This is a genomic window from Mesorhizobium sp. USDA 4132 (genome assembly GCF_056279545.1).
In genome coordinates this window covers 1,293,811-1,317,381 of the sequence record NZ_JBWCCP010000001.1, presented here as the reverse complement: position 1 = coordinate 1,317,381, position 23,571 = coordinate 1,293,811, and the positions used below count along the sequence as shown (strand labels likewise).

Annotated in this window: 17 protein-coding genes; 2 read left to right on the top strand and 15 right to left on the bottom strand. The window is 63.8% G+C overall.

Going from position 1 to position 23,571, the window contains the following annotated elements; genetic code table 11:
- Positions 1–81: 81 nt before the first annotated feature.
- Positions 82–1,284, top strand: a complete 1,203-nt coding sequence (locus tag ACZ9IU_RS06880) for an MFS transporter (protein WP_038541351.1) — start codon at positions 82–84, stop codon at positions 1,282–1,284.
- A 163-nt stretch (positions 1,285–1,447) separates the two neighbouring features.
- Positions 1,448–3,790 carry a PAS domain-containing sensor histidine kinase gene (locus ACZ9IU_RS06875; protein ID WP_051900058.1) on the top strand — a complete coding sequence of 781 codons (2,343 nt, stop codon included), beginning with the start codon at positions 1,448–1,450 and terminating at the stop codon, positions 3,788–3,790.
- Between the two features lie 32 nt (positions 3,791–3,822).
- Here ACZ9IU_RS06875 and ACZ9IU_RS06870 read toward each other — a convergent pair whose 3' ends face one another.
- The 15 genes from ACZ9IU_RS06870 to ACZ9IU_RS06800 all read right to left on the bottom strand — a co-directional run bounded on the left by ACZ9IU_RS06870 (position 3,823) and on the right by ACZ9IU_RS06800 (position 23,297).
- Positions 3,823–4,599: an aminoglycoside nucleotidyltransferase ANT9 gene (locus ACZ9IU_RS06870; RefSeq protein WP_038541349.1), complete on the bottom strand. Its 777-nt coding sequence runs from the start codon at positions 4,597–4,599 to the stop codon at positions 3,823–3,825.
- An 80-nt stretch (positions 4,600–4,679) separates the two neighbouring features.
- Positions 4,680–7,631, bottom strand: a complete 2,952-nt coding sequence (locus ACZ9IU_RS06865; RefSeq protein WP_157885090.1) for a bifunctional [glutamine synthetase] adenylyltransferase/[glutamine synthetase]-adenylyl-L-tyrosine phosphorylase — start codon at positions 7,629–7,631, stop codon at positions 4,680–4,682.
- Between the two features lie 32 nt (positions 7,632–7,663).
- Entirely contained in the window at positions 7,664–9,073 is a 1,410-nt protein-coding gene (locus tag ACZ9IU_RS06860) for a sensor histidine kinase (RefSeq protein WP_157885227.1), read from the bottom strand.
- Positions 9,074–9,082: 9 nt separating this feature from the next.
- Complete coding sequence (locus tag ACZ9IU_RS06855; protein WP_275452108.1) at positions 9,083–9,841, bottom strand: response regulator transcription factor; 759 nt, start codon at positions 9,839–9,841, stop codon at positions 9,083–9,085.
- Positions 9,842–9,918: 77 nt separating this feature from the next.
- Complete coding sequence (locus ACZ9IU_RS06850; RefSeq protein WP_038541341.1) at positions 9,919–11,508, bottom strand: Do family serine endopeptidase; 1,590 nt, start codon at positions 11,506–11,508, stop codon at positions 9,919–9,921.
- A 145-nt stretch (positions 11,509–11,653) separates the two neighbouring features.
- Positions 11,654–12,088 carry a cytochrome c-type biogenesis protein gene (locus ACZ9IU_RS06845; protein WP_038541338.1) on the bottom strand — a complete coding sequence of 145 codons (435 nt, stop codon included), beginning with the start codon at positions 12,086–12,088 and terminating at the stop codon, positions 11,654–11,656.
- 194 nt (positions 12,089–12,282) lie between these two features.
- On the bottom strand, positions 12,283–14,274 hold the full coding sequence (locus ACZ9IU_RS06840; protein WP_038541335.1) for a heme lyase CcmF/NrfE family subunit: 1,992 nt from the start codon (positions 14,272–14,274) through the stop codon (positions 12,283–12,285).
- Entirely contained in the window at positions 14,271–14,771 is a 501-nt protein-coding gene (ccmE, locus tag ACZ9IU_RS06835) for a cytochrome c maturation protein CcmE (RefSeq protein WP_038541332.1), read from the bottom strand. Before ccmE ends, ACZ9IU_RS06840 begins: the two co-directional genes overlap by 4 nt.
- On the bottom strand, positions 14,768–15,904 hold the full coding sequence (gene ccmI, locus ACZ9IU_RS06830; RefSeq protein WP_038541329.1) for a c-type cytochrome biogenesis protein CcmI: 1,137 nt from the start codon (positions 15,902–15,904) through the stop codon (positions 14,768–14,770). Before ccmI ends, ccmE begins: the two co-directional genes overlap by 4 nt.
- Positions 15,905–16,051: 147 nt before the next feature.
- Entirely contained in the window at positions 16,052–16,486 is a 435-nt protein-coding gene (locus tag ACZ9IU_RS06825) for an RT0821/Lpp0805 family surface protein (protein WP_038548951.1), read from the bottom strand.
- Positions 16,487–16,753: 267 nt separating this feature from the next.
- Positions 16,754–18,160 carry an ATP-binding protein gene (locus ACZ9IU_RS06820; RefSeq protein WP_157885089.1) on the bottom strand — a complete coding sequence of 469 codons (1,407 nt, stop codon included), beginning with the start codon at positions 18,158–18,160 and terminating at the stop codon, positions 16,754–16,756.
- 7 nt (positions 18,161–18,167) lie between these two features.
- The gene (locus ACZ9IU_RS06815) at positions 18,168–18,839 is read right to left on the bottom strand and encodes a response regulator transcription factor (protein ID WP_038541322.1); all 672 of its coding nucleotides are present in this window, start codon (positions 18,837–18,839) and stop codon (positions 18,168–18,170) included.
- A gap of 49 nt (positions 18,840–18,888) precedes the next feature.
- The gene (locus ACZ9IU_RS06810; protein ID WP_038541320.1) at positions 18,889–19,155 is read right to left on the bottom strand and encodes a hypothetical protein; all 267 of its coding nucleotides are present in this window, start codon (positions 19,153–19,155) and stop codon (positions 18,889–18,891) included.
- Between the two features lie 117 nt (positions 19,156–19,272).
- Positions 19,273–19,485: a hypothetical protein gene (locus ACZ9IU_RS06805; protein WP_038541318.1), complete on the bottom strand. Its 213-nt coding sequence runs from the start codon at positions 19,483–19,485 to the stop codon at positions 19,273–19,275.
- 20 nt (positions 19,486–19,505) lie between these two features.
- Positions 19,506–23,297 carry a baseplate multidomain protein megatron gene (locus ACZ9IU_RS06800; RefSeq protein WP_038541315.1) on the bottom strand — a complete coding sequence of 1,264 codons (3,792 nt, stop codon included), beginning with the start codon at positions 23,295–23,297 and terminating at the stop codon, positions 19,506–19,508.
- Between the last annotated feature and the right edge of the window lie 274 nt (positions 23,298–23,571).

The following is a 23,571-nucleotide window of genomic DNA, read 5'->3' as shown; positions in this document are numbered from 1 at the left end:
CTTAATGCAAAGATATTGCATTAATCCGGCAATGCAACTATATCCGGCTAACGCTAAAAAATTGCGTTAAGGTGAACCGCCATGAGCAGTATCCTCCCCTCGCCCAATTCCCCAGCCGCTTTCCGGATGACGGTCTACAGTTTCATCTTCGCGGTGCTGATCTCCGCGACCAGCAGCGCACCGACGCCGCTCTACCATCTCTACCAGCAACTCTTTCATCTCTCCCCGGCGATGATCACCCTGATCTTCGGTTCCTATTCTTTCGCGCTGCTCGCGGCGCTTCTGACGGTCGGCGGGCTTTCGGACTATCTCGGCCGCCGGCCGCTGATCCTGCTGGCGCTGATCTTCAACGCCGCGGCGCTGATCGTCTTCATGCTGGCTGAGTCGGGCACGACGCTGCTCGTCGGCCGTATCGTCCAGGGTTTCGCAACCGGCATCGCCTTCCCGACCTTCGGGGCGACGATCCTCGATACCGACAAGCGCAGAGGCTCGACACTCAACAGCATCACCGCCTTCCTCGGCCTGATGGTCGGCACGCTCGCCGCTGGCACGCTCGTTGCTTTCGCCCCCGCGCCGACGCATCTCATCTACGCGCTTCTTTTTATCGTGACGGTCGCCGGCATCATCGCGCTTGCCTTCATGCCGGAGACGATCACCGGACGGCCAGGAGCGCTCGCTGCCATGCGCCCGCATATCAGCGTACCGCAACGGGCCCGCGCGACGCTTCTGAAGGTCACGCCGGTCAATATCGCCGGCTGGGCGCTCGGGGGCTTCTATCTGTCGCTGATGCCGACGCTGGTCGCCGTTGTGACCGGCATTACCTCACCGTTCGTCGGCGGCACAGTCGTCGCCGCGCTGATGCTCAGCGCCACCGCCTCGGTCTTCATCTTCCGCACATGGGCGCCCCAGCGGGTTCTCTTCACCGGCGCGACCACGCTGATCATCGGCGTCCTGATCACGCTCTCCGGGGTATACCTTGAGGCCGTCGGGCTCCTCTTCCTCGGCACGGCGGCCGCCGGCCTCGGCTTCGGATCGATCTTCTCGAACATTCTGAAGATCGTCCTGCCGCTTGCCGAAAGCCACGAGCGAGCCGGCCTGTTCGCGGCCTTCCTGGTCGAGAGCTACCTCGCTTTCTCGATCCCCGCGATCGCCGCAGGACTGATCGCGCCTACGCTCGGCCTCTCCAATACCGCGTATGTCTATGGCAGTGCAATCATCACGCTGGCGGTGATTTCGATCGCGGCCACCCGCACCAGCCTTTCCGAAAGCCCGGCCGTCTCCTGAGACGGCCGGTTTGCCGCCCTGCGGGACTCTTCCGATTCGCAATTGAATCAAAACGTTAAAAAAATCTTAGCAAGCCTCTGGACACGAAGAATCACTAATGATTCATTAAGGCAGATTCGGGCGAGCGGCGCGCCGAATCACCATGAGGGACACCATGAAAACCATGTCGGACGTGCAGCGGGCAACCGCGGCCGAGGGGCGGCTGCGTCTTAAATTTCCGAGCCTTGGAAATTTGCGGCGGGTCATTCCTGACGAGGCGCGGCTTTCCGTCAAGCCCATCGCACGGCAGCTGCCGCGGGTGGAGCTGGTTCTCAAGCGTTCGATCCCTCTTCTCATCATCGCATTCCTCACCGTTGTCGCTGCCTCCCGCGTCCTCGGCATCGTCTCCGAATACACGCGGATGGAAAACGCCGCTCGGCAATCGACCGCTCTGATGGCAGCCACCGCAAGTGCTGCCTTTGCCGGTGATGCGACGGCGCTCATCGGCCGCGACCGCGCTGCAGCGGAAAAACGCCTCGCCGCCTTCCTGCCGCAGGAGCGGCTGGGGGCGGACGCGTTCTTTCTTTTCGTCGACGAAACCGGCCGTATCTTCGGCGGCACCAAGCAGGCGACCAGCTATATCGGCAGGCGCCTGACCTCCGTCCTGCCGGAGACCGCCGCGCTCAGGCGGTTCGGCGACGAGAGCGGCGTGATCGAGACCTATTTCGGCGAAATTCCGCATTACGCGGCCATCGAGGCGGTCGGCACCGAAGGTGTGCTGATCGTGGCGGCCTATTCGCTGGAGAGCATCAATCTTGCATGGCGGCACGACGTCTCGCTCAACGTCACGCTTTTCACCGGCATCTCGGCGATCCTGCTGATCATCCTCTACGCCTATTACATGCAGGTGAAACGCGCCCGCGAGGCCGACGAGACCTTCGTCGAATCCAATCTGCGTATCGAGACCGCATTGTCGCGCGGCCGTTGCGGGCTTTGGGATTTCGACGTCAGCAACCGGCGCCTGTTCTGGTCGGGATCGATGTACGAGATGCTCGGCCTGCCGCCTGCCGGCAACGTGATCTCGTTTACCGACGCGGCGCGGATGATGCACCCGACCGACGGCAACATCTATGCGCTCGCCCGCGCCATCAGCCGCGGCAATGCCAAGCAGGTCGACCAGGTTTTTCGCATGCGCCATGCGGCCGGCCATTACGTGTGGATGCGCGCCCGCGCCCAGCTGGTGAAGACCAGCCAGGGCCGCACCCATGTCATCGGCATCGCCATGGACGTGACCGAACAGCATCGCCTCGCCCAGCGTTATGCGGAAGCCGATCAGCGCCTTGCGGATGCGATCGAATGCACGTCGGAAGCCTTCGTGCTCTGGGACAAGAACGACCGGCTGGTGATGTGTAATACTCATTTCCAGCAGGCTTACGGCCTGCCGGACAGCGTGCTGGTGCCCGGCACCGAGCGGCACGCGGTCAATTCGGCTGCCGCCCGCCCGGTGATCGAACGCCGCGTCGCCGATCCGGACGGCAGCGGCCTTTCGCGGACCACCGAAGTGCAGCTCGCCGACGAGCGCTGGCTGCAGATCAACGAGCGCCGCACCCGCGACGGTGGCCTGGTCTCGGTCGGCACCGACATCACGCTGCTGAAACGCCACCAGGAGCGGTTGCGCGACAGCGAGCGCCGGCTGATGGCGACGATCGGCGACCTTTCCTCCTCGCAGAAGAAGCTGGAGCGCCAGAAATCCGAGCTCTCGGTCGCCAATGCCAACTATCAGGCGGAGAAGGAGCGCGCCGAGGCCGCCAACAAGGCCAAGTCGGAATTCCTCGCCAACATGTCGCACGAGCTCAGAACGCCGCTCAACGCGATCCTAGGCTTCTCGGAAATCCTTGCCAACGGCATGTTCGGGCCGCTCGGTTCGCCGAAATATTCGGAATATTCCAAGGACATCCACGACAGCGGCAAACATCTGCTCAATGTCATCAACGACATCCTCGACATGTCGAAGATCGAGGCCGGCCATATGCGCATTCAGTGCGAGGCGGTTGACCTGAAGCCGCTGATCGAGGAAAGCCTGCGGCTGACCACGATTTCCGCCCAGGACAAGGAGATCGCCATCCATCAGCGCCTGTGCGACAGCCTCCACATGGTGGCCGACCGCCGCGCGCTGAAACAGGTGATGCTCAACATTCTCTCCAACGCGGTGAAATTCACCAACCATGGCGGCAGGATCGAGTTGCGAGCCCGCAAACTGGAAAAAGGGGTGCTGCTGACCATCGCCGACACCGGCATCGGCATTCCGATGGACGCGCTCAACAAGATCGGCCAGCCGTTTGAGCAGGTGCAGAGCCAATATGCCAAGAGCAAGGGCGGTTCGGGATTGGGGCTTGCCATTTCCCGCTCGCTGATCGGCCTGCACGGCGGCAAGATGCGGATCCGTTCACGGGTCGGCGAAGGCACCGTCGTCTCGCTGCTGATCCCTGACCAGCCCATGCTGGTTAGTCGCAAGCGGGTAGCGTAGGTCAATTCCCCGACAGCTACGCAACCATATGACTACAGCAGTGCCACGATGCGTCCGCTCAGGTCCTCGGCTACCCGATGGACTTGTTGTCGACGGTGAGACCAATCGTCCTTCTCCGTCCCCAGATAGCCATCGCGCGCGCAGATGACCAGTGCCGCAGCCTCTCTCGGCAACCGAGATATCGCCCAATCGGCTGCGGCATCCTTTGGAACGATCTCTCCCGTTGTGAGCGTACGCCACATGCGTACGAGTGCCAGCAGGACGTTGCGCTCGTCGCCATGGAGCGACCCGAGCAAGGCAGGAAGCGCATCTCCGATCGCCCGCCGCAGGTCGGCCTCCGGGATGACCCGCAGTAGTTCAGGAGCGTCCGGACCGGCCAATGTCTTTGCCTTCAGCCTCGCCTGGGCCAGCAGTACGGTCAGTTCCGGATCCCTGACCGGTTGGGGGACGTGGCCCGCCTCGAACGCCTCGCGCAGCCATTCGCCATAGACGAATTCGCTCCGCGGCGGATAGTCGGACACGGCAAGATCGTCCCGATGGAAAACGATCAGCTCGATGGGGCGCCGACCGCTACCATCCGCCGGATGCCCTGAAATCTTCATGAGCGAGGTCATCAGACGTTCGCGCTCGATATGCGTCGTCGGTCGATCGACAATCACCATGATGTCCACGTCGCTATCCGGTCGCAATCCGCCGGCGACCGCCGAGCCGTGCAGATAGGCGGCAACGAGCGCGCCTCCGAAACATTCCCGGGCAATACGGAGCGCTTGCTGAGCTTCGATGGGGATTATCACCGCATCGTCATCCATAACCACTTGCTTCCGCGTCTCGCGCGTCGATCATTGGGGGTGACAATAGCGTAGCGGTCGGTGCGGAATCGCACAAATCGTCATTTCCGGACGACCGCCCCGAACACCGCCCGCACCGCCTTCGACAGACGCTTCACCTCGCCCTCCAGCGTCCTGATATCCGGGCAATCCCCTGCCCGGCAGACGCGCTCGACAAGCCCGGCGGGTGCATCACCTGGATCAAAAGGTCCATCGACGCAGAGCCGGACGATCTGCGACAGTTCGGTAAGTAGCCGTAGCGCCTCGATGCAGGTATCGAGATCGCCGGGCTTCATCAGTTTTTCGCCGAGCGCCTTCAGGGCTTCCTCGGTGCTGAACCCGTAGGTATCGGGCGCTACGCCTTTGGCTGGCGCAATCAGGCGCAGATACTGGGCGATGAACTCGATATCGATCAGGCCGCCTGGAATGAGCTTGAAATCCCAGATGTCACGCGGCGGCTTTTCCTTGTCGATCAGCGCGCGCATCTCGGCCACGTCCTTGGCGATCCTGGCGATATCGGGCTTGGTCGACAGCACCTCGCCGATCATGCCCTTCGCTTCGTCGGCGAGGCTTTCTTCGCCGCAGATCAGCCGGGCGCGGGTGAGCGCCATGTGTTCCCAGGTCCAGGCCTCTTCGCGCTGGTATTTGCCGAAGGCGTTGATGCGGGTGGCGACCGGCCCCTTATTGCCCGACGGCCTCAAGCGCAGATCGACTTCGAAGATCACGCCCTCGGCCATTGGCGCTGAAAGTGCCGCGATCAGCCGTTGGGTCAGGCGGGTAAAATAACGGCTGGAATCGAGCGGCTTGTCGCCCTCGCTTTCCGTGGCTTCATTGTCATAGTCGTAGAGCAGGATGAGATCGACGTCGGAACCGGCGGTCAGCTCGAAACTTCCGAGCTTGCCCATGCCCATGACGGCGACGCGGCCGCCCGGATAGAGGCCGTGGGCACTGCGGATTTCTGCGGTCACCGCCTTCAGGGCGGCGTCGATCAGCAGGTCGGCGAGATGGGTGAAGGCGCGGGCCGCCTGGACACCTGAGATCGCCCCCGTCAGCAGCCGGATGCCGATCAGGAACCGCTGCTCGGCCGCAAAGATGCGCAGCCGGTCGAGCTTTTCCTCGTAATGCCGGCCGGCGGTGAGGAATGCGGTCAGGCGATAGGAGAGATAATCTCGGGTCGGCAGTTCGGACATCAGGCCGGGGTCCAGCATGCCGTCGAACACATGCGGCTTGGAGGCGATGATATCGGCAAGCCGCGGCGCCGAGGACATGATCGTGACGATCAGCGCAAGCAGCGGCGGATTGTTGCCGATCAGCGAGAAGAGCTGGATGCCGGCAGGCAAGCCCTTCAGGAAGCTGTCGAACCGCAGCAACGCCTCGTCGGCACGTTTGCTCTCGCCGAACGCCATCAGCAGTGCCGGCATCAGCTCGGTCAGCCGCTCGCGTGCCTCGGCGGATTGGGTGGCGCGATAGCGGCCGTAATGCCAGGTGCGGATAACGCGGGAAATGTCGGCCGGCCGTTCGAAGCCGAGAGAGGCAAGCGTCTTCAGCGTGCCCGGATCGTCCTGCTGCCCGGTAAAGACGAGATTGCCGTCGCCACCGGACAGCTTTGCCTCCTGCTCGAACAGCCGCGAATAACGTTTCTCGACGGTCTTCAGCACATATTCGAGCCTTGCGGAAAAACCGGCGGTATCGGCGAAACCGAGCATCAAGGCGATGCGCTTCAGTTCGGGCTCGGTTTCCGGCAGGTTATGGGTCTGCTCGTCACGGACCATCTGGATGCGGTGTTCGACATCGCGCAGGAACCAGTAGGCCTCGGTCAATTCGGCGGCGATGTCAGGCGCGATCCACCGCGCCTCGGCGAGCGCCTTCAGTGCCACCTCCGTTTCGCGCGCCCGCAAGGGCGGCATGCGGCCGCCGGCGATCAGCTGCTGGGTCTGGGCGAAGAACTCGATCTCGCGGATACCGCCGCGACCGAGCTTGACGTCATGGCCTTTTACCGCGATCGCGCCGTAGCCCTTGTGCACGTGGATCTGCCGCTTGATCGAATGGATGTCGGCGATCGCCGCGTAGTCGAGATATTTGCGGAACACGAAGGGGGTGAGCAGCCGCATGAAATTTTCACCAGCGGCAATGTCGCCGGCGATCGGCCGCGCCTTGATAAAGGCCGCCCGCTCCCAGTTCTGACCGCGGCCCTCGTAATAGATCAGTGCTGCGTCGAGCGAGACGGCGAGCGGCGTCGAACCGGGATCCGGGCGCAGGCGCAGGTCGGTGCGGAACACATAGCCGTCGGCCGTGCGTTCCTGCAGGATGCGGATCAGGCGGCGCATCATCCGGCCATAGACTTCCGACCCGTCGAGCGGGTCGGCAAGGATGCCCGTTTCGGGGTCGAAGAAGACGACGATATCGATGTCGGAGGAATAGTTGAGCTCGCGGCCGCCGAGCTTGCCCATGCCGAGCACGATCAGGCCCGAGCCCTTGCTCGGCTCTTCGAGGTCGGCGAGCTTCAGTTTGCCGCTCTCGTGACCGGCGACCAGTAGGTGATCGATCGCCGCGGCGACGGAGGCTTCGGCAAACAGGCTCAGCCAGCGCGTCGTGTCCCTGGCGGAAAAGATGCGGGCGAGATCGGCGAGCGCAACGAGGAAGCTCAAGGCACGCTTGCCAGCACGCAGAGCCGACATCACCTCGTTTTCGGATGGCGACTTGCCATCCTTCTTCTGCCAGGCCCGGCGGGCCGTATCCACCAAACGCTCCAGCGTCGGCTCCAGCGCCTCGATGATTGCGATCGTCAAAAGCTTTGGCGTAATGACCGCGGTATCCCGCAGGTAAGGTGAGAGGGTGAAGGCAGCGGTGATGAAATCCTTGAGCGCGCTATCCTTACCAAGCAGTTCCGCGACGGAAGGTTCGGACTTGCCGATATCCTTCAAGGCCGCCATCGCTGCCTTGGCTTCCGCCTGGTTCAGCGGGCGGATCACCTCCGCTTTTACCGCATCGAGCCGGTTTCCGGTCTCCGACACTGGCACCTCCCGTGATTCTTCCCTGGCCAAACTTAGGGCTTCGGCGCAGGAAAGACCATGGTGACCGTCAGGCCGGGCGCCGCGGTGTTCGCCTCATCGGTGGCGGAGAGTTCCAGCGAGCCGCCATGCAATTCCATCACCGCCTCGACCAGCGAGAGGCCAAGGCCGGTGCCGGGCTTGGAGCGGCTTTCGTCCAGCCGGAAGAACCGCTTGGTCACCTCGCCGCGCTTGTCGGCCGGAATGCCGGGACCGTTGTCGCAGACGGAGAGCCTGAGCGTGCCGTCGCTTCGCGCGAGGCGAACGCGGATATGCGCCGCGTCCTTTGCCTCGGAGGCGTATTTGATGGCGTTGTCGAGGAGGTTGAAGATCGCCTGGCCGATGAGTTCGCGGTTGCCGTGGACCACGAGCCCCGGTTCGAGCTCGGTGGTCAGCGACAGGCCCGCTTCCTCAGCCGCGGGTTCATAAAGCTCGGCGCTGTCGGCGGAGATCGCCGACAGATCGACATCCGACATTTCCGCCGCGATCGATCCGGCCTCGACACGGGAGATCATCAGAAGCGCGTTGAAGGTGCGGATGAGCTGGTCGGACTCGGCGATGATGCCTTCGAGGGCTGTCCGGCGCACGTCCGCACGATCTTCGCCCAGCGCATCGGCCGCCTTGTTGCGCAATCTCGTCAGCGGCGTCTTCAGGTCATGCGCGATGTTGTCGGAAACCTGCCGCAGGCCTTCGTTCAGCTTCTCGATACGACCGAGCATGGCATTCAGCGAATCCGACAGCCGGTCGAATTCGTCGCCGGACTTGCCGACCGGCAGGCGCTGCGACAGGTCGCCGGCCATGATCTTCTGGCTCGCCGCCGACATCCGGTCGATGCGTTTCAGCGCATTGCGGCCGATGCCGAACCAGATCACCAGCGCTCCGACGCCCATGATGGCCAGCGCCACCATCAGCGCCCGGCGTACGATACCGCGGAAGCGGCTCGGGTCGCCGAGATCGCGACCGACCAGCAGCCGCAGGCCGTTGTCGAGGCGGAGCACGTTCGCCGTGGCGAGATGCCGGCCAGGTCGATCCGATTCGGTATAGGGTTCGTAGGTGAAGGGAATTTCCGTCCAGCCCTGCTCGTCGAGCACGCCGGGCTGCACCGCGGCGACGTTTCCGGCGAGCATTTCGCCGTTTGGCCCCGCGATCACATAGAGGTTGGCGCCCGGCTGGCGGGCCCGGCGCTCCATCATCCGCAGGAGAAGGCTGACGCCGCCTCGTTCATAGGCGCGCTGTATCTCCTGCACTTCCTCTTGCAGCGACTGGCGCGTCTGCTGCGCCAGCAACCGTTCGGACATCGCCGTCACGTAAATGACCAGGAATGCCGCACACAAGGCGAAGAGCAGGATATAGAGCGCCGACAGCCGCACGGCCGTCGAGCGGAACATCAGGCGGGCACGTGCCAGCAAGTCGGCTTACCCCTCGTCCTTGATCATGTAGCCGGCGCCGCGAATGGTCTTCAGAAGCGGCTTTTCGAAGTCCTTCTCGATCTTCGATCTCAGCCGCGAGACATGCACGTCGATCACATTGGTCTGGGGATCGAAGTGATAGTCCCAGACGTTTTCGAGCAGCATGGTACGGGTGACCACCTGGCCGGCATTCTTCATCAGATATTCGAGCAGGCGGAATTCACGCGGCTGCAGAAGCACTTCCTTGCCGGCGCGCTTCACCTCGTGCGACAGCCGGTCGAGTTCCAGATCACCGACCCGATAGACCATGTCCTGTTCAGGCGTGCCCTTGCGGCGGCCGAGCACTTCGACGCGGGCGAGCAGCTCGGAAAAGGCATAGGGCTTCGGCAGGTAATCGTCGCCGCCGGCGCGCAGGCCGGTCACCCGGTCGTCCACCTGGCCGAGCGCCGAGAGGATCAGCACGGGCGTATTGATGCTGCGCTTGCGCAATTCGCTGATGACGGACAGCCCGTCTCGGCGCGGCAGCATGCGGTCGATGACCATCACGTCGTAGGAATTTTCGGTTCCCATGAACAGGCCGCTCTCGCCGTCGCTTGCGTGGTCGACCACGATCCCGGCCTCGCGAAAGGCCTTGGTCATATAGGCCGCGGCCTCCAAATCGTCTTCGATCACCAGAATCTTCATGTGCGGAACAATAGCGTCCGCGCCCGCCTTTGCACTACGGGAATCTGCGGTACCGGCAGAATATCGGGTATCCGTTTCCATCACACGCTCCATGGAAAGAAAGAGGGCGCCGACCGTTGCCGGCGGCGCCCTCGATCTTGCGACCTACTTTCTAGAAATCAGCCTTCATTGATCGGCAGGGCAACGAAACGGCTGCTATTGCCTTCGCCGGCCACCTGGAACAGCGCGCGGGTGCGGCCGTCCTTGCGGGCCTGGTCGAGAACCTTGCCGACGTCGGCGGCGCTGGTGACCTTGCGGTTGTTGACCGAGACGATCTTTTCCCCGGTCTTCAGGCCGCGGGCAGCGGCTTCACTGTCCGGGTCGACATCGGTGACCGAGAGACCGGAACCGTCCTCGGCCGGAGCGACGGTGATGCCAAGGCTGGCAAGCGCCTTGTCGCTGGAGGGTGCCGGAGCATCGGGTTGCTTCGGCTCGGCCTTGGCGGCTTCGTCGCTCTGGAGGTTGCCGAGCGTGACCGGGATCTTCTGCGCCTTGCCGTCACGCCACAGATCGACCTCGACCTTGGTATTCGGGCCGAACGCGGCAACCCGCTTGGCGAGATCACGGGCATCCTTGATCGGCTGGCCATTGACGGCAGTGATCACGTCGCCTTCCTTGATGCCGGCCTTCTGGCCCGGAGAGCCTTCCTGCGGAGCGACGACGAGAGCGCCCGACGCTTCCTTCAGGCCGAGCGAGTCGGCGATATCCTGGTTGACCGGCTGGATCTGCACGCCGAGCCAGCCGCGATCAACCTTGCCGTCCTTCATCAGGTTGGCAACGACATCCTTGGCGGTCGAAGACGGAATTGCGAAGGCGATCCCGACGTTGCCGCCCGACGGCGAGAAGATCGCGGTGTTGATGCCGACCACTTCGCCCGAGAGGTTGAAGGTCGGGCCGCCGGAATTGCCGCGGTTCACGGCCGCGTCCACCTGGATGTAATCGTCATAGGGGCCAGAGCCGATGTCGCGGCCGCGGGCCGAAACGATGCCGGCGGTGACCGTGCCGCCAAGGCCGAACGGATTGCCGACGGCAACCACCCAGTCGCCGACCCGGACCTTCGAATCGTCTGCGAAATTGACATAGGTGAACTTGCGGCTGGTGGCGTCGACCTTGAGGACTGCGAGATCGGTGCGGCTGTCCTTGCCGACCAGCTTGGCTTCGAGTTCCGTGCCGTCGTTCAAAACGACCGTGTAGGCCGAGCCGTCGGAAACGACGTGGTTGTTGGTGACGACGTAGCCGTCTTCGGAGATGAAGAACCCGGAGCCCTGGGCGGTCGGGCGCAGGCGGTGCGGACGATTGCTGTCCTGGCCCCGCGGACCGTTGCGATCGGCGCGATCCTGGTTGCGGTTGTTGCGGTCGCCCGGAGCGCCCGGAGCGCCCGGCATCTGGCCGCCGAATTCACGGAAGAACCGCTTCAGCGGATGGTCGTCGGGAAGCTGATCGAAGCCGCGTCCGCCGAAACTGAACGAACTGCTGTCATCGGAAACGGCTTGGGCATCGGACTGGACACGGACGGAAACGACGGCGGGAGAAACAGCCGAAACGACATCGGCAAAGCTCGGGGCCTGGGGTGCGGTGACGCTGACCGGAGCAGCAAAGGACTGCGTGATCTGAGCCGGGATGCCGCTCGAGAGCATGACCGCGGCAAGACCAGCAACCGTGGTGGTCTTCAAGACGGTCTTCAGAGAGGGACGTCCGATATTGCGCATGTTTTAAGCTACCTTCTTCTCTTCAGTCATGATGGCCGGAGGTTGGCCAAGCGGTGGATGACAAAGATATAGGCGCTCTGAGGTTAACTGCAGGTGGCGGACGAATGAAATATTCGTAATGTTCGAGCGTGCCTGTTTCAGACAGCTACTTTTTCAGAAGCTCTTCAATACGCGCCTGCTCCTCGGCCGAAAGCACCGCAACTGCGCGTTGGCTTGGACGGGTGCGGACGAAGACCAGTATCGCGATTGCACCGACCAGCAGTAGCAGGATGGGTGTTGCCCAGAGAATGATCGTCTTGGCACCGAGGCGCGGTTTCAGGAGCACGAATTCGCCGTAGCGAGACACGACGTAGTCGATCACCTGATCGTCCGTGTCGCCGTTCGTCAATCGCTCCCGCACCAGCACGCGCAGGTCGCGGGCAAGCTCCGCATTGGAGTCGTCGATCGACTGGTTCTGGCACACCATGCAGCGCAATTGGGCCGAAAGATTTCGGGCGCGCTGTTCGAGTACGGGGTTGGAGAGCACTTCGTCGGGGTTGACGGCGAAGGCCGGGAGGGGGGCTAGGAGAGCCAAAATCATTGCAAGAGCGACCCAGAATACCCCCCTCTGCCCTGCCGGGCATCTCCCCCTCAAGGGGGGAGATTGGCAAGACGCGTCGGCATCGCTCCGATCTCTACGTTCGCTATGGGCAAGACGTTGCAACGAGTCGATCTCCCCCCTTGAGGGGGAGATGCCCGGCAGGGCAGAGGGGGGTGACATGCTTGAACTCCTCTTCACTCCGCTGCTGCCTCCAGCCGCGCCTTGACCGGCTTCGCCTTCCGGCTCGGCGCGCCCACGCGCAGTCTCCGATCAGTCAGCGAAACAAACCCGCCGAACATCATCACCAGGGCGCCGCCCCAGATGCAGAGGATGAACGGCTTCCACCAGATGCGCACCACCATGCCGCCGCTGTCCATCGCGTCGCCGAGCGAGACATAGAGCTGGCTGAGCCTGAAGGTGAGGATGCCGGCCTCCGTCGTCGGCATGCGCCGCGCCGTATAGAGCCGCTTCGACGACCAGACATCCGCCACCTGGACGCCGCCGCGGCTGACGGCGAAATGGCCGCGCTGTTCTGTATAGTTCGGCCCGACCGCATCGCGCAGCCCGTCATAGGTCAACGAATAACCGCCGATATCGACGGAAGCGCCCTGCTTCATCTCGACCACCGTTTCAGTGCCGAAAGTCGTCGCCGCGAAAATTCCAAGCACCGTGACGCCGAGCCCGAAATGGGCGATCGCCGTGCCGAACACCGAACGCGGCAGGCCGGCCAGCCGCTTCAGCCCGACCGACAGCCCGACCTTGGCAAAATTGCCGCGATACCAGAGATCGGCAAACGCACCGATCATACCCCAGAAGCCGAGCGCCAGGCCGAAGATCGCCAGAACCGGCCCGCCATTCTGGATATAGAAGAAGGCAAGGCCTGCTGCCAGCGCCAGGCCGGCGAAGGCATAGAGCCGCTGCAGGGCGCCCAGGAGATCGCCGCGCTTCCAGGCGAGCACCGGCCCGAACGGCACGGCGACCAGCAGCGGCAGCATCAGCAGGCCGAAGGTCATGTTGAAGAACGGCGCCCCGACCGAGATCTTTTCGCCGGTCAGCGTTTCGAGGATCAGCGGATAGAGCGTGCCGGTCAGCACCGTTGCAGTCGCCACCGTCAGGATCAGGTTGTTGAGCACCAGCGCGCCCTCGCGCGAGATCGGCGCGAAGATGCCGCCCGCCTTCAGCATCGGCGCCCGCCAGGCAAACAGCGCGAAGGCGCCGCCGATGAAGATGCCGAGAATGCAGAGGATAAAGATGCCGCGGGTCGGATCGGTCGCAAACGAATGCACCGAGGTCAGCACGCCCGACCGTACCAGGAAGGTGCCGAGCAGCGACAGTGAAAAGGTCATGATCGCCAGAAGCACGGTCCAGATCTTCAGGGCTTCGCGCTTTTCCATGACCAACGCGGAATGAAGGAGCGCCGTGCCCGCGAGCCAGGGCATGAAGGAGGCGTTCTCAACCGGATCCCAGAACCACCAGCCGCCCCAACCGAGTTCGTAATAGGCCCAGTAGGAGCCCATGGCGATGCCGGCGGTGAGGAAGGTCCAGGCGGCCAGCGTCCACGGCCGCACCCAGCGGGCCCAGGCGGCATCGATGCGGCCTTCCATCAGCGCCGCGACGGCGAACGAGAAACAGACCGAGAAGCCGACATAACCGAGGTAAAGAAGCGGCGGATGAACCGCCAGGCCGAAATCCTGCAGCACCGGATTGAGGTCCTGCCCTTCGGCCGGCGCCGGGTTGAGGCGAAGGAACGGATTTGAGGTCAGGAGGATGAAGAACAGGAATGCCGTCGAGATCCAGGCCTGAACGGCGAGAACATTGGCCCGCAGCGTATCCGGCAGATTCCGCCCGAACACCGCCACCAGCGCGCTGAAGAAAACGAGGATCAGCAGCCAGAGCAACATCGAACCTTCGTGATTGCCCCAGACGCCGGAGAATTTATAGATCAGCGGCATCAGAGAATGGGAATTCTCCCAGACGTTCATCACCGAGAAGTCCGAGACCACATAGGCCCAGGTCAGCACGCCGAAGGAAAAGGCGACGAGGCCGAACAGCACCAGCGCTCCGGTCGGCGCCAGCGCCATCATCGCCACGTCGCCGCGCCTTGCGCCGATCACCGGCAGGACGGAGACGAGAAGGGAAGTCGCAAGTGCCAGCACAAGCGCGTAATGGCCGATCTCGATGATCATTGCGTGACCGCTCCCTTGGCACCGCCGGATTTTCCCTGATTGGCCTGACCCTGCTTCCCCTGGCCTTCGTTCCAGACGCCCTGCGCCTTCAGCCGGTCGGCGACTTCCTTTGGCATGTAGTTTTCGTCATGCTTGGCGAGCACGCTGTCGGCCACGAAACCATGGGATGCCGCATCGAACGCGCCTTCGGTCACCACGCCCTGGCCTTCGCGAAACAGGTCCGGCAGAATGCCCGTATAGGTGACCGGCACATTGCCGGTGCCGTCCGTCACAGTAAAGCTCACGGTCGAGCCCTGGCCGCGCTTCACCGAGCCTTCGGCCACCAGCCCGCCAAGCCTGATGCGCGTACCGGGCTTGACGTCCGCCTTGGCAAGGTCGGCCGGCATGAAGAAATAGGCGACCGACTGGCTGAAGGCGAACATGACGAGCAGCACCGCGACGAGGATGAAGCTCATGCCGCCCGCGATCACCGCCAGCCGTTTCTGTTTGCGCGTCATTGCGCCACTCCTTCGACGGCAAGCCCCATCTCGTTGGCGAGCGCCACCAATTCTCCTGATGACGGGAACTGCTTGAGGCCGCTCTTCAACGCCGCTTCTGCCTTGGGTTTGTCTCCGAGCACGGAATAGGAGCGCACCAGCCTCACCCAGCCCTCGAGATTGTTCGGATCCTGCTTCAGCCGTTCCGCAAGGCTATCGACCATGCCGCGGATCATCGCCTGACGATCGCCCTGCGACATGGTTTCGGCTGCCGCCACATCCGCCTGGTTCGGATTTCCCGGCGCCTGCGCCGTGTCGCGCCCAGGCACGATGGTGCCGCCGTTCTTGGCGATATGCTGGTTGACGAGCTGCATCCACGGCGCGTCGGCCGGCGAGGCTTTTGCGATCGTCTCGAACTGCGCCCTTGCTTCTGCCGCCCTGCCCGCCTGCTCCAAGCCGAGGCCGACATAAAAGCGGGAACGTGGATTGTCCGGATCGAGCTTCACCGCCTGCTCGAAGGCGGAACGCGCGTCCTCCGTGACGATCCCGTCATTCGACGCGACCAGCGTTTCGCCGAGCCCGGAGAGCCTCACCGGACTGGCCCCGAGGATGCGGATCGCGTTGCGATAGGCCATTTCGGCATCGCCGAGCCGCATGGAGCGCAAATAGATCGGCGCGAGCAGGTCCCAGCCGGCACCGTCACCGGGGTTTTCGGCGAGGTGCCGCTCGGCCTTGGCGACCAGCAGGGCGACATTGTTGCCGGGATTGGCAAGCCGCGCTTCGAGCGGCTGGTCCGGCAGTCCTGGATTACCGAGCGCCAGGTAAAGACAGAGCCCGACGACGGGCGGAACCAGCGTGACGACGGCGGTGGCGAGCCGATGTTTGCGCGTCTTCGGAGCGGCAATCCCGTCGGCTTGCCCGGCACCGGCCGCAGCCAGCAGCCGGCGGCCGATCTCCGCGCGGGCGTATTCGGCCTCTTGCGGCTCGATCAGGCCCTGGGCTCGGTCCCGGTCCAGTTCGGCCAGTTGGTCACGATAGACGGCGACCTCTCCGGCACGGTCAGCGGACGCTGTTTTGGTGGCTCGGGCGAAGGGCAGGATGAGGATTGCCGCAACGGCCGCCGTCAGAGCTGCGAGGATAATCCATAAAACCATAGTGGCCCATTACTGCAACGGCCCGTGCTTTCCAACAGCGCAGCCGGCGTTGACGCGAATTTGAGGCGTTTGGCCGCAAGTTCAAGCCTCATATGGACCCAATCCGATCCGGCGGCCATGACCCATGTCAAACAGCAGCAGAGGAAATCAGGTGAGCGGCGTCCACGTGCCGTTCGAATTGCGGCAGGCAGCGCCCCGCGCCGTCATGTCGCGGCCATTCATGGTCACCGTATGGCGATACTGGCGGCAGTTCTGGGTGCCGACCTGATAGGGAGCGTTGGCGACCACCTGGCCGTTCGCGTCGTCACCCTTCCAGGTGACCGCTTCGCCGCCGGTTGCCCCTTCCAGGGCGCGATATTCCGCCTCGAGGGCGCGTGACCGGTCGCTTGCCGAAAGCGTCGCCCCGCTCCGTCCGACGATGCCCCCCTGAAGAGCGGAAATATAGGAGGTCGAAGGCGAAGGCCGCGGCGAAAGCAGGCCGCGTGCACCTCCGGGGCCGGTCGCCGAAGTCGTGCCGCAGCCGGCCAGCAGGCCAGCAACCATAAGCGATGAAACGGTATTTCGGAGGTTCAATAATCGCATCGTGTCGGAAACCGGTCGCGGCTCGCTTTCTTCGGAAATCGTGCCGAGACTGGTCCGGTCCCGGCATGGCATCATTATGGCGTCACTGGGAAAACATACAAATCCGGCGATCGTTCAGTCTCCCGCACATTAGCAGACGATCATAGGAAGGTCCGTTCGGGCAAAGATATAGCAGGCGATCCATCCGTCCATAACCAAAGGCAGGGAATAGGCCAGCGTTGCCGATCGGCAACAGTCCCGAAGGGCTGAGTACGAGACCTGCGACAATCAGGGAGCTTCCTTGGCGACACCCGGAAGCAGAAGTTGCGCTCTGAGGCCACCGCGCGTCCCGCGCGTCAGCTCGACCGAACCCTGATACTCGCCGGTGATCTCGCGCACGATCGAAAGTCCGAGCCCGGCGCCCGGCTTGCTCTCGTCGAGCCGCCTGCCGCGTTTCATCGCCTCGCGGATCTGATCCGGCTCCAGTCCCGGGCCGTCGTCCTCGACAGAGACCTCGACCCAGGAGCGCCGCGCAGTTTCGCCCTCGCCGGATTGAGGGCCGGATGTCGGCGTGGCGGTGATCCACACCCCGGTCTCGCAGAAGCGCGCGGCGTTTTCGAGCAGGTTGCCGATAGTCTCCTCGACGTCCTGCTGTTCCATGGCAAGCGCTACGCCCGGCGGAAAAACCGAGAGGTGGAATTCCTTTTCCGGATTGAGCCGGCGCATCACCCTGACCAGCCGTTCCAGCACAGGCTCGAGCTCGGTCCGGGCGAGCAGGGATTCGCGCTGGGCGGCGATGCGCGCCCGGTTCAGATAGGATTGCACCTGCGCCTGCATCCCCTCCGCCTGCGATCGCACCATGTCCGACTGCACCTTTTCCACGGCACGCGATTCATTGAGCAGAACCGCGATCGGCGTCTTCAGCGAATGGGCGAGGTTACCAACCTGCATGCGCGCCCGCTCGACGATGCGGCGGTTGCTTTCGATCAGCGCGTTGATGTCGCTGGCAAGCGGCATGATCTCGCGTGGAAACTCGCCTTCCAGCCGCTCCGCCTCGCCGCGCCGGACCCTTTCGAGCGAGCGCCGCGCGCCGTCGAGGGGCTGCAATCCGTAAAGGATCGCCAGGCCGTTGACGACCAGGCTGCCGAAACCGAAAACGGCAAGCGCAATGTAGAGACTGCGGGTAAAGGCCTGGATATCCTCCTCGACGACCGCGAGGTTGCCCGAGACGCGGAAGCGCGCGGCGCGGCCTTCGCCATCGAGCACCACCTCCGTCTCGGCGACCAGAACATGGTTCTTGTAGGCGTCGATGGCCGGGTAAAAGCGCTCGTAGCGATTGTTGAAGGGCACCGCCAGGATCGACGGCACGCTGATGTTCGACGTGCCGAGCGAGGAGGAGGAAAGCGGCGTCGCCGCAAACGTGCCGAGCGGCTCGATGATCCAGTACCAGCCGGTCTCGGGCTGCGAGAAGCGCAGGTCGCCGAGTTGCGGGCTGCCGGCGAGCTTGTTGTCGTCGCCGATCGTGATCGAGTTGATGACGTTATAGAGCTGGGCGCGCAGGAGGTCGGTGAAGGCGCGTTCCGCCGATTGCCGGTAGAGCTGCGAGATGACGATCGAAATGACCACCAGGGCCAGCGCTGACCACAACGTGGCCAGAAGCAGCACGCGGGCAGTCAGCGATCTTGGTCCGATCATTCGGAATTTAACGCGCATCGTTTGGCGCTTGCATCCTGTAACCGAGTCCGCGGACCGTTTCGATGAGGTCGACCCCGAGCTTCTTGCGAAGCCGGCCCACGAAAACTTCGATCGTATTGGAATCGCGGTCGAAATCCTGGTCATACATATGCTCCACAAGCTCGGTGCGGGAAACGACCTGCCCCATGTGATGCATCAGGTAGGACAGCAGCCTGAATTCGTGCGAGGTGAGCTTCAGGGCGACGCCTTCGACGCTCGCCTTGGAAGCCTTGGTATCGAGCCGCACGGGCCCGCAGACGATTTCGGAGGATGAATGCCCCGCCGCCCGGCGGATCAGCGCCCGAACACGGGCCAGCACTTCCTCCACATGAAAGGGCTTTGCGACATAGTCGTCGGCCCCGGCATCGATGCCCGCCACCTTGTCGCTCCAGCGGTCACGGGCGGTCAGCATCAGAACCGGCATGCCCTTGCCTCCGGCACGCCATTTCTCGACGACGGTGATGCCGTCCATGACCGGCAGGCCGATATCGAGGATCACCGCGTCATAAGGCTCGGTTTCGCCCAGATAATGGCCTTCCTCGCCATCGAAGGCCTGATCGACCACATAACCCGACTCCTTCAGGGCGTCGGAGAGCTGCCGATTGAGATTGACGTCGTCTTCGACCACCAGAATGCGCATGCACCGCCCCTCGAATGATATGCCGGCGACTGATGCCGCCGACCCCGCCTTACATCGGAACCCTGACGGTCACCTTGCGCGGTCTTTGATTGCCATCGCCCTGGACGAGCACCGTCACGACGCAGGTCTGGCCATCGGAGGAGGGCTGAGCGGAAAGAAGCTCGCCGCCGGTTTCCCGCACCACGCGAGACGCAGCCGACCCGCAATCGCCTGCGACGAGGACGAGATAATCACGCGCGGAGACCTTCTCCGGCACGAAGCCGGAGAAACCGGCCAGGCCGGCGGTCAATATCGCGATGATTGGCAGTCGCGCCATGGTTACAATTTCCACTCACAAGACAAACAGGATTCATGTCCAAAGCATGTGATGGATTATGTAGCTAAAGGCGGCTGAATGGCAAATGAATGGTCCGTAACGCTTTCCTTCAGGAGGCTATTTTCCCCTGATTCCGCTCTGGGCCGAGACACGCCCATAAATCGCAAAAAGTCCGCCGGCGGCACCCGCAAGCGTCACCGCGATGTCTGCGAGATCGGCCTGCATATCCGCTCCGAGCGTAATTCCCATGACCTGCAGGAGCGCGGCGGCGACCGCGATCAATCCACCCCAGACAGTCTTCGACTGGTACCATGCCTTCATGCCGTCCATGCTTATCTCCTTGTTTCAGTTTAGAACATAACGACTTTTTCAAACGGAACGCCGAGCGGAACCGCCCGGCCCATCTGTCGTATCCGCAGCGAAAGACTTGCCAGAGGTCCGCCGAAATCGGCGATCTCGTCGGCTGCCGGGTAGATGAAAACCGGCCCGGCGACCTCGATCGCGCGCTTGATGGAAACGCCGTCGAGAAGCTCCAGCCGGTAACCTTCGACCGGCTCGTCCAGCGGGATTTCCGCGCTGTCCCAGCCGTCCGCCTCGATCCTCCCGCGCCTCACCCAGGTCAGCCGGACATCGCCGGTCGCCTGCCGCTCGCCGCGGACATGCACCGGCGATAACGGCGTCTCGGCACGCACGCCGCCCGGAAAGACATGCGGGCCGGATCGTCCGCCAGCCTGCCCTAAGCTTTCCGCCAGCCAATTCAGGGCAAGGCCGCGTTCGTCCGCCGCAAGCCCCAGCGGCACCACCGCCTCATCGAGCACGACGACGGCATTCCCTGAAGCCGCGCCGGCCCGCATGGCGTCCTCGGTCCCCGCCAGCCCGCGCAACAGGTTCGACAGACGCCAGCGGTTAGGGCTGATCTCCTCGGCATCGGCAAAGCCGATCACCTCCCAGACGCCGCTATCCGCCTTCACCGCGATCCGGTTTTCGCCGTTCAGTACGGCCTGCTCGTCCGCCGACGACAGCCCGCCGAAAAACAGTTCGATCTCGATCGTCCGGCCACGATCGAAGCGCCCGGCAATGCCGCCGGTCAGCGACGCGGCCAGAACGCCCAACCTCGCCGGCCGATCGAGCGCGGCCCGCGCGCGATATCCTTCCATCGTCACGGAGGAGGACAGTGCCATCCGCCGCCATGGCCGGCAGAAACCTGCGGCCCGGGCAAAGCTCGCCGCCTCGCCGGGCGCGAATCGTGGCAGATCGAGAAAATGCAGGATCGGCGCAAATGCGTCGGAGACAGCGCGGCCGCCATTCCTGTGCCCCTCGTCAGCGGCGTAGTTCGATGGCGCGAGCGGCGCGTGGTGCCGTGCGTCGATCCGCCGCACCGCCCCCTCCTCGATCCGCTCGACGATAAAGGTCCCATCTGGCCCGGCCCCATCCGGCAAAACCAGCCGCACCGCATCCCCGGGCTCGACCGCGACATCGGCCGGCGAGAGCCCGAAACTCAGCGACCGTTTCGCAATCCTGTGGGTACGCAGCAGCGTCTCGACGGCATCGAGCGACGTCTCCTCCGGCAGCACGGCGGGCAGATCGTAGCTCAGGATACGCTGGCTTTCCGCCCGTGCCCGCCGCGACCGCACGCCCGACTGCTCGTAATCGAGCCGTGGATTGTAGGAGGTCAGCACCGCCTCCGCCGCAAAATCGCTGTCGTGCCCACGGTTTTCAGACCAGAGGGCCTCATCCTCGGTATCCGCGACGACGGTAATCTCCTTTGCCGCCAGGCTGACCTTCAGCCGCGACCGGAAACGCAGCCTGCCGCTGTCTTCCCCCACATCCACCTGAAACACCTCGAGCAGCGGTTCCAGAAGAGCCCGCGCAGAGGTCACCTCGCCCTGCACATAACCGGTCAGGTCGCCACTCACTTCGGAAACGTCGAAATCCTCAAAACCGTGCTCTGTCAGGATCGCGGCGATCGCATCGGCGAGCGTCGTTGCACCCAGCCTGCCGTTCAGCCAATGGCCGGCGCGCCAGTTACCGCCATCGCTCCAGGCCGAAAGATCGCCGGGAAAGGCCGGAACAGGCCTGGCATCCCAGGTCCAGACAAACACGTGGTCCCGGTCGACCACGCCGGCCGGCGTCGCGTCACCCTGCCACCAGCCATGATGCGCTTCCAGGAACCGCCGCTGCATGCTGTCGGACCGTCCGCCGCTCGAAAAATACGGCAGCGCGCTTTCGGCCGATTTCGGATCGATGAAGACGTTCGGCTGATTGGCGCCCTTGTCGACCGCCGGGCACCCGAGTTCGGTAAACCAGATCGGCTTCATGCCGGGCACCCAGGCCGTCGGCGTTATATTCTCGGCACCGCCCACACGGTCATGATGCTTGTTCGACCACCAGCCCAGGAGGTCCTTGTAACGATAGACCCACGGCTTGCCCGCCAGTCCATCCGAAATCAGCGATCGCACCCGGTTTCGCCGGTCCGCATCGCTCGCATAATACCAGTCGAAACCCTCGCCGGCAGCGATCTGCGCCGCCATCGCTCGGACGTCATCCACAAGCCGAAAACCATCCGGATTGTCTGCGACAAGATCTTCGTCGCGCCAATCGCCGAGCGGCATGTAGTTATCGATGCCGACCGCATCGATATCCGCCGAAGCCCAGAGCGGATCGAGATGGAAATGCACCTCGTCCGAACCGTCCTGCGGGTGATAGCCGAAATATTCGCTCCAGTCGGCGCCGTAGGTGAGCTTCGTCTCCGGCCCGACGATCGCCCGCACATCCGCCGCAAGCCCAACCAGTTGCTGCACGAAAGGAAAGGCCCCCGTCTCGTCGCGCAATTGCGTCAGCCCGCGTAGTTCCGAGCCGAGGATGAAACCATCGACCCCGCCCGTGGCTGCCGCCAGGCCGGCATAATGCAGCACCATGCGCCGGTATCCTTCGGAACCGGCGCTGAAAGCCTGCGCCTGAGCCCGCGCTTCCTCCGTCTTATCCGCCGACGCCGGAAAACAGGTGATCCGCCCGCGCCAGGGAAAGGCCGCCTGCTCCACGCCACGGTAGGGATCCGGCAGGCCGTTGCCGGGCGGGATATCCATCATCACGAACGGATAGAGATAGACCTTCAGCCCACGCGCCCTGAGGTCGGTGATCGCCTGCGCCACGCTCGCGTCGCTCGGCGTGCCGCCGAAAGCCGGCCCGCCGTCCTGGCTCACCAGATGCGCATCGCCGCGCGACATGCCGGCCACCGACCACTCCGCGCTTTCCTCCCGTCGCTCGGGCACCTCGACGCCCGGCACGATGCGGCAATGCCCTGCCCTGAGGTCCGTTCCGAACCAGGAGACCACCAGCGCCACCCGTTCGAGGTTGGGGCAGAGCGCCTGCAACTCATCGAGCGACGCCTGCCAGTCGGTGCCGGCCGCCAGCGTATGGCGATTGAGAATGCGCCCGCTGCCCTCGCCGGTCTTCTCCGTCACCGGCACAGTTGCATAACCATGCTCCGTCGCGCCCGGCGTGACCGTCACGGCGCGTATCTGATGTTCGAGCCTGCCGACCGGCCGCAGCACCTCGAACTGCAGCAGCGGAATGCGATTGCCGAAACTGTCGAGCGGCAGCCGATCGAACACGACATACGCCAGCCCGCGATAGGCCGGCGCATTGCCCTCGCCCTGCTTCGCCTCGATCAGCGGATCGGGCAATTGCTCCCCGTCGCCACGATAGACCCGCATCTCGATTGCCGTCAGGTCGAGCTCACGTCCATCGGCCCAGACCCGCCGCACGCCGGCGATCGGTCCCTCGCAGAGCCCGACCGCGAGGTTTGCGAAATAGCGGAACGTCTCCACCCGCGGCCCGCTCGTCGCCTTGCCGCCGGAGCGCTCGCGCGTCACCTCTTCCTCGAAACGCGTCGCCCAGATCAGCGTGCCGCCGATCCGCGCCGTCCCGTAGATGCGGTTGATCGCCGTTCCTTCATCAGCACCCGGAATGCGTGCAGTCGCAAGACGCGGCCCGGAGATGGTCGTGCCGCTGCCGCCGATCAGCGCCCGATCGACCATGCTGCCGGCCAGCGCCCCTGCCGCCCGCCCAATGATCGCACCGACCGGACCGAACACGCTGCCGAGCGCCGCACCCGCCGCCTGGAAAAGGATAGTGGCCATCAACAACTCCGCATATTCTAAAAGGCGAGCAAACCACTGGAAGCTCGTTTCGATTGCGTGATATGAGGTGATAGGTTGAGCGCAAAAGCAGCGTGCGCCGCACCAGCCGGCGCGTCGATGGTGTAGGGGTCACATCGACCTTGGCAGAGGCCCTGCTCTCAATCATGGAGGGGATGTTATGAGGCGAAGGCCTTTTAGCGTCACGCTGATGGTGAAGAAAACCCGGACGGGCTGGTCTATCGCCGTCCGGGTCATATTCGCTAGCTAAGTAAAA

Coding starts and splice junctions, on each gene's coding strand:
- ACZ9IU_RS06805 (WP_038541318.1), bottom strand. CDS start 19,485: ATGGACGGCATGAAGGCATGGTACCAGTCGAAGACTGTCTGGGGTGGA.
- ACZ9IU_RS06845 (WP_038541338.1), bottom strand. CDS start 12,088: ATGATTTTGGCTCTCCTAGCCCCCCTCCCGGCCTTCGCCGTCAACCCC.
- ACZ9IU_RS06800 (WP_038541315.1), bottom strand. CDS start 23,297: ATGGCCACTATCCTTTTCCAGGCGGCGGGTGCGGCGCTCGGCAGCGTG.
- ACZ9IU_RS06880 (WP_038541351.1), top strand. CDS start 82: ATGAGCAGTATCCTCCCCTCGCCCAATTCCCCAGCCGCTTTCCGGATG.
- ACZ9IU_RS06825 (WP_038548951.1), bottom strand. CDS start 16,486: ATGCGATTATTGAACCTCCGAAATACCGTTTCATCGCTTATGGTTGCT.
- ccmI (WP_038541329.1), bottom strand. CDS start 15,904: ATGGTTTTATGGATTATCCTCGCAGCTCTGACGGCGGCCGTTGCGGCA.
- ACZ9IU_RS06855 (WP_275452108.1), bottom strand. CDS start 9,841: ATGGAAACGGATACCCGATATTCTGCCGGTACCGCAGATTCCCGTAGT.
- ccmE (WP_038541332.1), bottom strand. CDS start 14,771: ATGACGCGCAAACAGAAACGGCTGGCGGTGATCGCGGGCGGCATGAGC.
- ACZ9IU_RS06820 (WP_157885089.1), bottom strand. CDS start 18,160: ATGATCGGACCAAGATCGCTGACTGCCCGCGTGCTGCTTCTGGCCACG.
- ACZ9IU_RS06850 (WP_038541341.1), bottom strand. CDS start 11,508: ATGCGCAATATCGGACGTCCCTCTCTGAAGACCGTCTTGAAGACCACC.
- ACZ9IU_RS06870 (WP_038541349.1), bottom strand. CDS start 4,599: ATGGATGACGATGCGGTGATAATCCCCATCGAAGCTCAGCAAGCGCTC.
- ACZ9IU_RS06875 (WP_051900058.1), top strand. CDS start 1,448: ATGTCGGACGTGCAGCGGGCAACCGCGGCCGAGGGGCGGCTGCGTCTT.
- ACZ9IU_RS06840 (WP_038541335.1), bottom strand. CDS start 14,274: ATGATCATCGAGATCGGCCATTACGCGCTTGTGCTGGCACTTGCGACT.
- ACZ9IU_RS06815 (WP_038541322.1), bottom strand. CDS start 18,839: ATGCGCATTCTGGTGGTCGAAGACGACGTCAATCTCAATCGGCAGCTC.
- ACZ9IU_RS06810 (WP_038541320.1), bottom strand. CDS start 19,155: ATGGCGCGACTGCCAATCATCGCGATATTGACCGCCGGCCTGGCCGGT.